Origin of the sequence: Butyrivibrio sp. Su6, from assembly GCF_900108105.1 — a bacterium.
In the GTDB taxonomy this organism is placed as follows: Bacteria; Bacillota; Clostridia; order Lachnospirales; family Lachnospiraceae; genus Butyrivibrio.
The window spans coordinates 356907-371354 of record NZ_FNUR01000001.1 but is presented as its reverse complement, the minus strand read 5'-3'; the positions used below and the strand labels follow the sequence as shown (position 1 = coordinate 371354).

General features: G+C 38.9%; 9 protein-coding genes. 7 read left to right on the top strand and 2 right to left on the bottom strand.

Annotated elements, in window-relative coordinates; genetic code table 11:
- Positions 1 to 34 precede the first annotated feature (34 nt).
- From C4S54_RS01530 to C4S54_RS01520, 3 genes are all read left to right on the top strand, one after another.
- Positions 35 to 1573: a PP2C family protein-serine/threonine phosphatase gene (locus tag C4S54_RS01530; protein WP_103867948.1), complete on the top strand. Its 1539-nt coding sequence runs from the start codon at positions 35 to 37 to the stop codon at positions 1571 to 1573.
- Between the two features lie 94 nt (positions 1574 to 1667).
- Positions 1668 to 5210, top strand: a complete 3543-nt coding sequence (locus tag C4S54_RS01525) for a clostripain-related cysteine peptidase (RefSeq protein ID WP_160110645.1) — start codon at positions 1668 to 1670, stop codon at positions 5208 to 5210.
- Between the two features lie 59 nt (positions 5211 to 5269).
- On the top strand, positions 5270 to 5824 hold the full coding sequence (locus tag C4S54_RS01520; RefSeq protein ID WP_103867946.1) for a Crp/Fnr family transcriptional regulator: 555 nt from the start codon (positions 5270 to 5272) through the stop codon (positions 5822 to 5824).
- Positions 5825 to 5897: 73 nt separating this feature from the next.
- Here C4S54_RS01520 and C4S54_RS01515 read toward each other — a convergent pair whose 3' ends face one another.
- The gene (locus C4S54_RS01515; RefSeq protein WP_103867945.1) at positions 5898 to 6086 is read right to left on the bottom strand and encodes a hypothetical protein; all 189 of its coding nucleotides are present in this window, start codon (positions 6084 to 6086) and stop codon (positions 5898 to 5900) included.
- Positions 6087 to 6261: 175 nt separating this feature from the next.
- Here C4S54_RS01515 and C4S54_RS01510 point away from each other — a divergent pair, with 175 nt between their 5' ends.
- A complete protein-coding gene (locus tag C4S54_RS01510; RefSeq protein ID WP_103867944.1) occupies positions 6262 to 7089 on the top strand; it encodes an HD domain-containing protein in 828 nt (275 codons plus the stop codon).
- Here the strand turns inward: C4S54_RS01510 and C4S54_RS01505 are convergent.
- Positions 7073 to 8272, bottom strand: coding sequence for an AraC family transcriptional regulator (locus C4S54_RS01505; protein WP_103867943.1), 1200 nt, complete (start codon positions 8270 to 8272; stop codon positions 7073 to 7075). The two genes, C4S54_RS01510 and C4S54_RS01505, sit on opposite strands and share 17 nt — an antisense overlap.
- A gap of 130 nt (positions 8273 to 8402) precedes the next feature.
- On the opposite strand from C4S54_RS01505, the gene C4S54_RS01500 reads away from it, so the two are divergent.
- The 3 genes from C4S54_RS01500 to C4S54_RS01490 are packed head-to-tail and all read left to right on the top strand — an operon-like array spanning position 8403 to position 14431.
- Positions 8403 to 9917, top strand: a complete 1515-nt coding sequence (locus C4S54_RS01500; RefSeq protein ID WP_103867942.1) for an MFS transporter — start codon at positions 8403 to 8405, stop codon at positions 9915 to 9917.
- A gap of 19 nt (positions 9918 to 9936) precedes the next feature.
- Positions 9937 to 12150 (top strand): glycoside hydrolase family 2 protein, encoded by a 2214-nt coding sequence (locus C4S54_RS01495; protein ID WP_103867941.1) that lies wholly within the window; start codon positions 9937 to 9939, stop codon positions 12148 to 12150.
- Between the two features lie 19 nt (positions 12151 to 12169).
- Positions 12170 to 14431: a family 78 glycoside hydrolase catalytic domain gene (locus C4S54_RS01490; protein ID WP_103867940.1), complete on the top strand. Its 2262-nt coding sequence runs from the start codon at positions 12170 to 12172 to the stop codon at positions 14429 to 14431.
- Positions 14432 to 14448: the final 17 nt, after the last annotated feature.

Sequence of the window (14448 nt, the reverse complement as noted above, 5' to 3'; positions counted from 1 at the left end):
AACTATCTATATTTCTTTTAAACAGAGGGCAATCATGCAGGGATTATCTAACCATAAACAAAGGGAAGCTTTTATTATTTCAGCAATATATATTTTACTCGTAATTGTTGTAGGTTATCTCGTTCATTTAAGAGGAATCAATGATCTTGTAGATATATATCTGATCAATATAGGTATTGACGCTGTGGGTATGATGATCGGTTATGTATTATATATCTGCTGCCTTGTGGATGTTCAAAAAACTGGTGCAAATCTAAAGCACTTGCTTTCTCTTATAAACGTTGCATATCTGGGACTTTTCACAGATGCATGCGCATGGCTTTTGGATGGTGTTCCAAGCTTGAGGGTTTTGAATATTATTGATAATACTTTCTATTATTTCTGTGCTCCTGTGGAGGCTTACTTTTTCTGGCTCTATACTATGACCTATCTTAAGGTCAACAAGGGTGTCGTAAAGAACCTTGGTATTATTGCCAAAGTAGGCTTATATATTGCTGTTGGCATGAGGATAGTCAATCTCTTTACAGGCGTTTATTTCACTGTGGATGAGATGGGAATATATCATAGAAGTCCATATTATCCATTATCGATGGTTTATGCCTTTTTTACAGCATTTTCAGCTCTTGCAGCGGTTATTATAGAAAGAAAACAGCTTGAGAAATATCAGATCTATACTTTCTTTGTATATGTATTTGCCCCTGTTTCCATGGGTATTTTTACTCTTGGAGTATATGGGCTTTCTCCGACAGCAGCTACAGTTATGCTGACAATTCTTCTTATGTACTGCATATTAAATGTTTCTCAGGGCCGCGCGAAAGCTGTTTCTGACAGAGATCTTGCGCTTGCATCATCAATTCAGGAAAATGTTCTTCCGAAGATTTTTCCTTTCCGGCCTGACAGAGAAGAGTTTGATCTTTATGCTTCTATGAACCCAGCAAAAGAGGTCGGCGGAGATTTCTATGACTTTTTTATGGTAGATGACAACCATATAGCCCTTGTAATGGCTGACGTTTCAGGAAAAGGAATACCTGCAGCGCTGTTTATGATGGTTGCAAAGACTCTTATCAAAAACAGAGTTTTGGCCGGTGACAGCCCCTCACAGGCATTAATGAATGTGAATGAACAGCTTTGCGAGGGAAATACTGCTGAGCTTTTTGTAACAGTATGGCTTGCTATTTTTGACCTTACAACAGGAAAAGGAACAGCGGTTAATGCAGGTCACGAGCACCCTGCATTTAAGAAGAAAGATGGAGATTACGAGCTTGTTATATACAGGCATTCTCCGGCAGTTGCAACAATAGAAGGCATAAGATACAAAGAACATGAATTTGAACTAAAGCCAGGGGATACGCTTTTTGTTTATACCGACGGTGTTACAGAAGCTACAAATATAAACAATGAACTTTTTGGAGAGGAAAGGCTTGTTGAAGCCCTTAATTCAGATAAAGAAGCCACTCCACAGCAGGTTCTTTCTAATGTAAAGAGTCATATTGAAGGCTTTGTTAAAGATGCAGATCAATTTGATGATATAACTATGCTTTGCCTTAAGTATAATGGGCCGGCAGGATCATGAATTTAATACTTTTTTTATCGATTTATTATTAGCATGGATAGCTTTTTACCCGATATATATCTAAGAAGTGTGTTGTTTTTACATGGAGGTGTATATGGGTAAAAAGCTAAAAAGTATACTTGTAGTTTTATTATCTTCAGTGATGATTGTGACATCGCCTTTACTTATCGGTGTCAATTCATTTACTTCTTATGCAGCAAGCGTATCTGTTTATGATCAGTTACAAAAGCTGTATCCTATAGGGACAGTTCTTAAATCAGACTCTTTTCCCGGACTACTGCTCTCATATGATGGAAAAGACACATATGAGGTAAAAGAAGGTTCCAATAAAGTAGCGCTGAATATAACTGTTTTAGACGAAAAATTTGCAAAGACAAGTTTACCTTCACTTAAATTCTTCTTTGGCCTTAACAAGCTTGAATTAAAAAAAGGTAAAACCTTAAGTTTTTCTGCTATTTTTACGGGTATTTCAAAAGAAGGATATAAATCTTTATTACAAAAAACCGGAAATAAAACTCTTATAGATGCGCTTGAAAATGGAACTGAGATTCCTATGAGCGTATTAACTGCAATTGCAGATACAAGGGAATTTGAGGCTTTTGACGCTGCCATAGCAGAAGCTGTTAAAGAACAGGCTGAGCTTGAAAGGGCAAGTACTGAGGAAGCAAAAGAAGAGACTAGTGAGTCTGAAAATCAAGATATTATTGATCTTTATACCAGAACTATTATGATCTTTTTAAATGGTACAGACCTTGAGTCAAATACTTGTTTCGGTACCAAAAATATGCTGGATCTTTTAAGAGCTAATATACCTGATAATACAAAGATATACATCACTACAGGCGGCACAAAAAAATGGCACATGAATGATGGAGATTACTACGCAGATTACGCCTGTGATTTACTTTATCCAGACAAGCAGATAGCTGATCTGGATGAAAATGAGAAAAAAGAAGTTAATAAATATGCTGATGAGCTTTATGATCTGTATGCTACGGATATTTCTCGGGATGTGCAGATATATGAAGTGCTTAAAGACGATAATAATATAAATTATCTTTCTTTACGTGAGACATATACAGATCTTTACTTCCTGGACAACACATATCTTACCGATTTTATTAATTACGTTACTTCTTCAACCAGTTCTGAGTATTATGATCTTATTTTATGGGATCATGGCAATGGAATAAAAGGATATGGTTTTGATGAAATCTATGATGATGATGTAAAAGAAAAAAAGACCGATAAAAGGAATGATGTAGGCTTTACATTAGACAAGCTGATGGCTTCAATTGAAAATTCAGATTTTATACAAGACGGCAAGAAATTTGATTTCATAGGCTTTGATGCCTGCCAGATGGCTACAATTGAAGTTGCAGACGCGCTACATGGATATTCTGACTATCTTATTTTTTCTGAAGAAAACGAACCGGGTGCAGGCTGGGATTACTATGAATTTATGACTGCTTACAGTGATAATCCCGATATGGAAACAACTGAACTTGCAACTAATATTATAGATTCATATATGAATCAGTATAAGGACAATTCAGGTAATATAACACTTGCACTATTTGATTGTTCAAAGATGGATGATTTAAATGATGCTTTGACCGACTTTGCAATTGCTTTACTTGGTGATATTAAAGATATTACAGGCTATGAAATGGTAATAACAACAATTGGAAAAGAAGGTGATTATGGCACTAAAAATGGTTATGACAATAATTGCCTCTTAGATATTGTTAAGCTTTGTAATAAGCTAAGTAATGAACAAGGAATAAGCCCTGCATTACAAAATGCAAGCATAAATCTTAAAAATTCAATTAATAATAATGCAATCATATATGCATGTGGAAAAGATAAAGAATATGTAAATTGTGGTCTTAGTATCAATTTTCCAATACAGCCTTTTACAAAGGTATATGCAGGCAAAGATGAAAAGGGCGATCTGAACTACATAAATACCAAAGCATCAGATGTGGAAGAAATTTACGGTAATATAAATGCCAATGATGTTTATATGAAGGCTTATGCACAATTGGCGTTAACCACTGTTTCAGCATTTGTAGTTGGTGACCTTTGGAAAGATACTAAGAATTATAATGTAGATGATATAATCAAGATCCTTGAAGATAAAGGCGAAGATTATAAAACAAGTGTCCTTATTGAAAAAGCTGGTATAGATTTTGAAGAGGCGGAAGATTTAAAAGAAATCATCAGTTACTTTGTTGATAATCGCGTGAAAAAAGATAATATTACGATAACCAAAGATGACGTAGAGCAAACTGCTACTATAGAAATTGTCAATGTTGATCCAGTTGTTATTGATAATACTGTAAACGTAAAGGTTGCTTTAAAAATTGATAACACATATCAGGATATAGGGCAAACATCTCTTTTCACACATGCATCAGAAAAATCTACAGAAAATAGTAGTGTAAGTATTACAGTTACTCCATTTGATCAGAAATGGTATACGTTAAACGACCAGATAACAAGTTTTTACATGACTTATTTTGATAGTGAAACAAATACTTATTTCGGATATATTCCATTGACCATATGGAATAACGTAGGTGATGTAGCTACACCTGATGGCTATAAGAAGAGAGAGGATTATTTTAAAGAAGCTGCTAGTGATGGAAAGTTAAGAACTATCTTTTTGAATGTATCCTCTGAAAATGATAAGTTTTCATTTGATTCATATCAGGATGTATACAATGGAGCGGCTGGACCTTATAACGATATCGAAACTCTTGAGGGGTGCTATCTTGAGCTTTTAAGTGGAGCTTCATATGTTGTCGATAGCGCAACAGATGTCATGATCCATTCGATTGGCACAGTATTTTTTGACAAGGAAAATTCTTTAAAACTTCAGACTATTACTGATTTGATGCCTATATATACATTAAGTGACAGTTATGGTAATCAGTATCAGCTAAGCAAAGATGAATATGGTTCAGATGTCCTGGAAACTTATGTTACTGAGGTTCATGTTTATGATACATCATTTGAAAATAGTCAGAAATTAGCTGAAGAAGTACGTCAGCAGGCAGCAAAAGATGCTGAAGGCATGGCCCAAAATTCTGAAAATGATCAGAGTGCTGATGAAACAGATTCAGATAAGAGTTTAAGAGCTGTTGGAACCGATGAACCGGCTGAACCTATAATCAGTGAGGCTAAATCAGAAACAACTGATTCGCAGACTGAGAGTACAGATACAGCTGAAGCGAAAGAAGATGTTGTAACCGAGGCAATTTCAGATGAAAAAGCAAAAACAACAGTTTCTGAAGATAAAGAATCTGTAGTTGCAGAAGGGGAAGAAAATATTGCAGCAGAAGAGGAAAGTACTGAGATTAAAGAATCATCAGATGACGCTAATAACGGTGAAGAAACATTAAATGTAGAAGCTTCAAATCCAGATGCTCAGAATAATGCTGAAGATTCTGATGAAAAAGATGAAAATGTATCGATAGATAATGAAGATGCGATAAAGCAGTCAGAAGACGCAGCCATAAATGAGGACACATCTGAAGATCATGACGGTGGCTCTGATGAAGGTGATGATCAGCAGGATTATAATAATGATGAAGACAGTATAAGTGAAGATTCTAATGAAAACCAGGAATAAGTATCAGACCTTTGTGGGATAATAGTAACCATGTTTGAGAAAAAAGAGGGCTGTCTTTTATGGGCAAAGTATTTGATGAAAAAAGCGTAACACTAAGAAATCAGATATATGAGATTCCTGAAGGCACAATTATACTTCAGGAAGGCGAAAGAAATCTTGATATGTATAAAATCTTAAGTGGTCATGTTGAAATGTACACAGGGTATGGTACTGAAAATGAAGTACTCCTGGGAATACTTTGCCCCGGCAGCTGTTTTGGTGAATTTGGAATTCTTACTAAAAAGCCTGCAATATATACGATCATTTCTTTTTCCAAGATTAAGCTGCTTAGAATAACAGAGGAGCTGATAAATGATTTTATGAGGGATAATCCTGGGAATGTTCTTCAGATCATGAAAAATATGGCAAACAACATGCTTATGATGCAGCAGGAGATTGCTGAGCTTTCAAATGTTGCAAATGAACTAAGTCAGACTGAAAGCGCTATAACAAGAAACAGTATAAAGAATATGCTAAAAAATTATGCTATTTTTGAAAATAACAGGCCCAAAAATCATTTTGAACCCGGTACAAAAATGTATTTTATGGATGAAGCCAGAAGGAATCAATCGTAAAAGCCAGTCATTAGAGTGAAAGAATATATGCAAATTAAAGGGATTCCCGTAATTGAGAATCCCTTTTTTTCATTTATTTTGCAGGATTATTTTTAACAACCTCTTTGAATATTTTTAGTACAACTTTAGTCCAGTCAACACCTCCGGCAATCATATCTAACTGTTCGTCAGTTAATTTTACTTTTGAGATATTTAGTTTCTTCATGGCTTCATCCATATTACTGGAGCTATTGATAATCTTTTCAGCTTCTTCTATTTTCATGATAATCCCTCCTTATGTGCGTATTTATACATCTATCATATATTTATTTATACGACTAAGCGATGATATTGTTGTTAGATTTTTATAAATTAAAAATAAACTTTTTTTACGCAATGACTTAGAAAATGGTATCATTGGGACGTACAATAAATGTAATCGAGGATAATTAAGAAAAATGAGAATAGACAGACAAAGAGTAAAAGAGCATTTTGCAGCATATACAAGGAATTATGATCCATCAAATCCAAAGATAGCGCTCAAAATAGCTCATACATACAGAGTAGCAGATAACTGCGAAGAAATAGCAAAAAGCCTTGAACTTGATGATGAGGACATTGATTTTGCATGGCTTTCAGGTATGTTACATGATGTAGGGAGATTTGAACAGGTCAAAAGATATAATACTTTCATTGATTCTGAATCTGTTGACCATGCTGAATTCGGAGCAGACCTACTTTTTGGAGAGGAAAATCTGATCAAAGATTATATGGATTTCAGGTCATGGGATAAGGACCTTGAGATAGTGATCAGACAGCACAATAAGTATAGGATTGATAGCCTGGTATCAGGAAAAACACTTGTCTTTTGCAATATTCTAAGGGATGCTGACAAGGTTGATATTTTGAGAGTAAATGTAGAGACACCTATGGAAGAAATATATAATGTGACAAGAGATGTGCTTTTTTCATCGGGAGTCTCACAAAAAGTCATGGATCAGGTCAGAGAACATCATGCCATTTTTCGGGATATTATGGTTTCACCTGCAGAACACCTCATTGGTCACATAGCACTTTCTTTTGAACTTGTATATCCAAAGAGCTGGGAACTGGCCAAAGAACAGGGATATCTGTATCAAATGTTTGACTTTCCAACTAATAATGACAGCACTAAAAAGGCGCTTGAGGAAACCAAAGCTGAGCTTGAAAGCTTTTATTCAAGAAAACAGGTTAAAGAGAAGTATATTGCTTGTAAGATAAACCCATTAATCACGTTGTTTTTCTGAATTCTGTAGGCGTCATATCATAGTTCTTTTTAAATACTTTAACAAAGTAATTATTGTCGGAGTAACCAACGTAGCTGCTGATCTCCTGGATGGGAAGATTCGTCTTATTCAGGAGGTTGGCAGCTTTTTTGCATCTCATGAGGGCGATATACTCGGTCATGGTTTCGCCAGTTTCTTTTTTGAATACCTTTGACAGGTGAGAAATGGACATACTGGCATTTTTTGAGAGGTCTTCGTTTGATATATGGTCGCCGAGATGCAGATTTATGTACTCTAGGACTCTCTGAATGGGAGGTGAATACTTGTCCAGAGACAGCTTATGATTGTGAACTGCCTTTGTCAGCTCAATGATCATATCGATTTGATAGCGGGTCTGAAGGTCGTCGTTGTTTGAAGCTGAAGACAGCTGAGTGTATTTTTGGGTAATCTCATCTATTGTAATGACCGAAAGACCTGATTCTTCTGCGGCTTTTCTGGAAAGAGCTTTAAGTATAGCCAGACCATAGCCTGAGGCATAGTAGTTGAGGCTCTCCTTAGAAAATACGGAAAGGACCTCAGGACTGGACATTTTTTCAAATGCTGACATGATGTTTTTGGTATCGCCGTTTCTTATCATCGACAGGAACTGCTTTTCCTGATCGTATCGCCTGTAGATCTCACTGTAATTTCTTTCCGACAGTTCTGTCTTATCATCTTCCTCAGATACATTCTGAATAAAACCCGATAGTCTTCTGTATGAATACTCGCTCTCGGCAGGGGAAAAAGAAATTATACATTTGTTTACAACACTGGTGATCTGCTCGGTATAAACGATGGGAAATGCTGTGTAATACAGCTTAAACGCCAATGATTTGGATGAGGATTCATCGTTTTTTGCAAGTACGGTTTCTGTCTTAAGCTCTGAATATTTCTCTTTTACATAAGGTCCGATTAAATAAATCCTGTCATCAAATCTAAAAAAAGATACGCATATACCCAGATGGTCTATGATCTCGTAGATCATGCTTTCTTTGGATGAAGACAGAAGATAGTAAAGCGCCTTGCTTGTAAACATGGGCTGCATTTTGATGCTGAAGCAGTATTTCTTTTCAAAGGCGTAAAGAGAGTTATCCATGTCTGTTGCATCCAGGACATCTACGGAGAGAAAGTTTTTTAAAAGAGCTGAAAAAAGAGTATGGTCCATATTTATTCCTCAAAACAATAAAATAATACTAGCCAAGATAAAATAATTCTAACATATTATAAAATTAAATGATACTATGACCATAACATGAAAGCTTTCAAAGATTAACATGCAACTGAAAGGGGTTACAATGGGTAAGGATAAATCTCTGATAAGAGAAGAAAATGGGGTGACTTATAAAAGAGCAAGAACCTGGCATATTGCGCTTGCAATGATGACAGGTGCAGGGCAGATGGCATTTTATCTGCTTATGAATGGTGCAACATATATTGGAAATTCCAACTTTGGGATACTTGTTGCAGTTACAGGACTTATTATCACAGGATCAAGGCTTTTGGATGGTATTACAGATCCGGTAATAGCTTTTTTCATGGAGAGGTTTAATTCAAGATTTGGAAAAGTAAGATTCTCAATCATATTTGGATGGCTTCTAATGGCCATTGCTACAACACTGATGTGCAATATAGGAGCAAAGCTTTCGCTTACAGGCGCAGCGGGAATAACATTTTTTGTTCTTTGCTATGTGATCTACATCATTGGTTATACATTCGTAAGTATTGCAGGTCAGATCAACATGAACATTCTGACAAATGATCCCAAGCAGCGTCCTACAATCGGTGTCTGGAGTACAGCGTATTCATATTTGGTTCCGATGATCATGAGCGTTGTGGCATCGGCTGTGATTCTTCCAAGATTTAATAACATTCAGGGAACAGAATATTTCGCAACATACAATGTAGTGGTAATAATTGTTTCACTCTTTTTCTACATTCTGGCATGTATAGGAATTGCTCCATATGATATTCCCGAGAATTTCGAAGGAATCAAAAAGGATGGCGAGAGTGATGAAAAGCCTAGCTTTAAGGATATGCTGTCGCTGATAAAAGAGAATAAAGAGCTTCAGAGATTCATCATGGCAGCAACTTCCGATAAGCTGGCTCAGACAATAGGTTCTGCAGCAGTAGTATCCACAATGCTTAACGGTATTATGCTTGGATCAATGGCTATATCATCAATTCTTTCTGCGCTTGCAATGCTTCCATCCATTATTTTTGCGATCATTGGCGCGAAGATTGCAGGTAAACAGGGTAGCAGAAAGGTCATGATCGACTGGACCAAGAACTGTATAGGACTGAATATCGCATTTGCAGTATATCTTTTGTTTACACCTACAACTCTTGTGGGAACAGTATTCGGAGGCAACTTATCACCCGGAGCAGTTCTCATGGCAATCACTTATGTACTCTTTACATTTGGAAATAACGCAATGAAGATGGTTGTTTCTGTATCAACAAGTGCGTTCAGAATGGATGTTGTTGATTATGAGATGGATCGCTCTGGAAAATATATGCCTGCGACAGTATCAGCTACTTACAGCTTCATTGACAAAGTAGTTTCATCCTTTGGTGCAACTATCGCAACACTCATGATCGGACTTATAGGATATACAACCACAGCGCCTCAGCAGGGTGATCCGCTTACCTTCGGTGTCAGAGTAATGACCATAATACTTCTTATCGGATTCCCTATAGTGGGATGGATCTGCACACTTCTGGCAATGAAGAATTCCGAGCTCACATACGAGAAGATGGAAGAAATCCAAAAGAGTATCGGCGAGAAGAAAAAGGCTGCAATGGGTCAGTAAAAAACTGGAGAGGTGAAATATGCGAACAACAATTCTTTGGAATGATAACTGGATATTTGAAAAAGAGGGCAAGAGCGAGAGTATATCTCTTCCTCATACCTGGAATGCTGTTGATGGACAGACTGGACCTGAGCAGTATTACAGAGGAACCTGCCTTTATAAAAAGACATTTGATAGACCGGTAATGGAAGAGGGGCAGCGGGCGTATGTGGAATTTCGCGGCGTTAATTCTTCCGCAAAAGTTGTTTTAAATGGCCGTGAGGTTGCGAGCCATGATGGCGGATATTCCTGCTTTAGGGCGGACATTACAGAGGCGCTTTCAGACTCAAATGAAATGGTAGTCTTTGTTTCCAACGAGCCCAATACAAGGGTGTACCCTCAGAAAGCAGACTTTACCTTTTACGGCGGGATATACAGGGACGTCTATCTTGTGATCGTGGATGAAAAGCACTTTGACATGGACTACTATGGAGGAAACGGACTTTATGTAACTCCGAGAATTGTCGGAAGTGATGCAGAAATCGAGGTCAAGGCCTACGTAAACGGCGGCGAAAGTGTAAGAATATCCATAGACGGCGTAACAGAGCAGGAGTTTGAGGTGGTTCCGGCAGAGGATGCATCCTGTGGATATGTTGCCTGCGGTAAGATCACGATAAATGCGCCACATTTATGGAATGGTCTCAAGGATCCGTTTTTGTACAAAATAACGGCAACTCTTTTGGATGGAACAAAAGAGTGTGACAGAATCTATGACAGGTTTGGAGTTAGAGAGTTCCATGTTGATGCTCAAAAAGGTTTTTTCCTCAATGGAAAAAGCTATCCGCTTCGCGGAGTCTCAAGACATCAGGACAGAGCAGGGGTTGGTAATGCACTGACAAAAGAAATGCACAAGGAGGACATTGAACTTATCCTCTCTATGGGCGCCAATTCCATCAGGCTTGCACACTATCAGCACGATCAGTACTTCTATGATCTTTGCGATGAAAAGGGCATAGTGGTATGGGCTGAGATTCCATATATCACCGTACATATGGACAGTGGAAGAGAGAACACCATATCACAGATGAAAGAGCTGATAAGCCAGAATTACAATCATGCATCAATAATGTGCTGGGCACTTTCAAATGAGATATCTCTGCAGGGCGTAACTGAAGATCTTTTGGAGAACCACAGGATATTAAACGATATTGTCCACGAGATGGATCCTGTAAGGTTTTCTGCCATGGCAAATCTGTTCCTTCTCGAGACAGACTCTCCTCTTGTAACATTGCCGGATATTCGCGGATACAACCTGTATTATGGCTGGTATGTAGGTGAGATGGAGGACAATGACAAGTGGTTTGACGATTTCCATAGTAAGCATCCTGATGTGGCAATAGGTCTTACGGAGTATGGAGCAGATTCAGTAATTAGCCTACAGTCTCCAAGACCTGAAAAAGGCGATTATACAGAAAGTTATCAGGCTGTTTATCACGAGCATATGCTTGAAATGTTCAGCACCCGTCCATATATCTGGGGAACATATCTCTGGAATATGTTTGAGTTTGCTGCAGCAGGACGAGATGAGGCAGGAGACCCCGGTAAAAACCACAAGGGTGTCATCACCTTTGACAGGAAGCAGAAAAAAGACGCTTATTATATCTATAAAGCATGGTGGTCAGATGAGCCTTTCGTTCATCTTTGCGGAAAAAGATATCACGATCGCATCGAGGATAATACAGAGATAAAGGTGTATTCAAACCAAAAGTCCGTAACTCTCTTTGTTGACGGTGTAGAAGCGGCAAGTGCAAGCGGAGAACATGTATTTAAATTTAATGTTCCCATAAGCGGAGTACATACAATAAAGGCTGTTTCAGGCGAGTTATCTGATGAAATGGAGATAGCCAAGGTTTCTGAGCCCAATCCTGCATACTTTGCTCCCGACAAAAAGGTCAGAAACTGGTTTGACAAGGCAGATGAACCTGAGGAAAAAGAGGGATACCTTTCCCTTTCAAGTACAATGGCAGAGATTCAGGCAACCCCTGAAGGAAAAGCAATACTAGACAGAATGATGGCTGCAATGACTGCTAAGACAGCCGGTGGGATGGGCGAAGGAGTAGAGATATCTGAAACGATGCAACAGATGATTGCTCGCCAACCACTCATTAAACTTCTGCAGCAGGGCGGAATGGATATAGAATCTGACGATATTAAGGCACTTTCAAATGCCCTTATGAATATTAAAAAGCAGTAAAGAATACTAGAGGTATTATATGGAAGCGGCTAAGATTTTTGAAAAAGCAAAGTGGATATCACCTGAAACCGTGACAGAACCTGATAAGAGAAAGGGAGCAGGATATTTAAGGACCACATTCTCTTATAAAGAGGGGAAAGTTTGTATATATGCTACAGCCCACGGCTTGTATGAAATACTGATAAATGGCCGTAAAATCACGGATGCACGACTGACACCGGGATGCGATGAGTATGATAAAAGACTTCAGTATCAGGAGTATGAGATCACTGAAGTGCTAAAGCCCGGTGAAAACGAGATCTTTATAACGCTTGGTGATGGCTGGTACAGAGGATGCAACGGAATTGACGGCGTGAGAAACCTCTATGGCGAGGATATTTCCTTTTTGGGCGCAGTGATAGGCGATGGAGACATGGAAAATCCGATACTTGTTACGGATTGCAGCTGGGATGCATGTGAAAACGGGCCTATAAAGCTTACTGACCTTGAACTTGGAGAAACCTGCGATGCAGGTGCAGGATTTGGTGAGTGGCATAAGGCCAGGGAGATGTCTTTTGACAAAAGAAATCTGACAGCCCAGAAGGCGCCGTTTATCACTGAGCATGAGGTGTTTGAAGGAAGGCTCATCAATACTCCGAATGGAGAGAGCGTATTTGATTTCGGACAGAACCTTGCCGGTTATACGTCTTTTGTTGTAGAAAACGCCAAGGGCGGTGAGAAGATCTGTCTCATCCACGGTGAAATTCTGGATGAAAACGGAAACTTCACGATCAGTAATTTCCAGCCCGGAGACAGGAACAAATCCGGCGGAATTAAGCAGGAAATAAACTATATCTGCAAGAGTGGAAGAAATGAGTTTAAGCCGCATTTTTCGATATTTGGCTATAGATACGCAAAAATAACAGGTGATATTTCACCGTCTGATATCAAAATAAAGAGCATTGCTGTGTATTCGGATATGAAGGAGACAGCAGGCTTTGAATGTGGTGTGGATGAAGTAAACAAGCTGTTTAAAAACAGTGTTTGGTCCATGAAGTCAAACTTCTGTGACATTCCTACTGACTGTCCAACAAGGGAGAGAGCCGGCTGGACAGGTGATGCGGCTGTATTTGTGAGGACCGGTGCGTATCTCATGGACTGCAGGGCCGTCTATGAGAAATGGCTTGCAAACGTCAGGATAGGACAGCATCCTGATGGCAAGATGGCCTATATCTGCCCTAGAAATTCCAATCCCGGCAAAATAGCTGAGATGTTCTCAGCTTCTGTGGGCTGGGGCGATGCGGCGGTTCTTGTGCCCTGGAATCTTTACAGAATATACGGCGATGAGCAGATACTTAAAGAAAATTATGAAATGATGAAGAAGTGGGTGGACTTCCTCGGAAGAAGAGCCGGAAAGAGCAAGCTCAAAAACCGCTTTGGAAAGAACCCCTACAGGAAGTACATCATCGACACGGGAATGGACTACGGTGAGTGGTGCGAACCCGGGGCAGATGTCATGAAGACCATGATGGCTGCATTTAAAGATGGCCAGCCTGAAGTTGCGACTGCTTACTATGCTTTTTCATCGGGTATTCTCGCCAAAATATCTAAGATTCTCGGAAATAGCGCTGATGCAGATAAGTATAAAGAAATCTCGGAAAAGGCCACAGAAGCATACAGATATCTGGTTCTTAAGGACGGACATATCAGATCAGAGAGGCAGTGTGAGTACGTAAGGCCACTTGCATTTTGTCTTTTGCCTGAAAAAGAGGCAGTGGAAGCTGCGAAGGACTTAAATGAGCTTATAGTGAAAAATGACTATCATCTTAACACGGGCTTTCTTTCAACGCCTTTCCTGTGCAGTGTGCTTGCGGATTACGGTTATGCAGATACAGCGTACAGATTGCTGTTGCAGAAAAGCTATCCCTCGTGGCTCTATGCCGTGGAGAAAGGTGCTACCACTATTTGGGAGACCTGGGACGGCGTCAGAGAAGATGGCACTGTACATGATTCATTGAATCACTACTCCTATGGAGCTGTTTCAGGATGGCTCTTGTCGGGGATTCTGGGTATCAGATACGATTTTGACAAAGTCCTGATAAAGCCGGTGCCGGATGAGAGACTTAAATTTGCAAAAGGCTACTATGATTCACCGAGAGGGCGCATAGTATCCGAATGGAGATATATTGAGAACTCGAATACTTTTGCATACCACTTTGAAATTCCTGGAGGAATGGAAGCAGAGCTGGAGCTCCCTAGCGGGGAAAAGAGAATTTTGACGAGCGGAAGTTATGAGATTTAAATTATGGAGGATAGGAA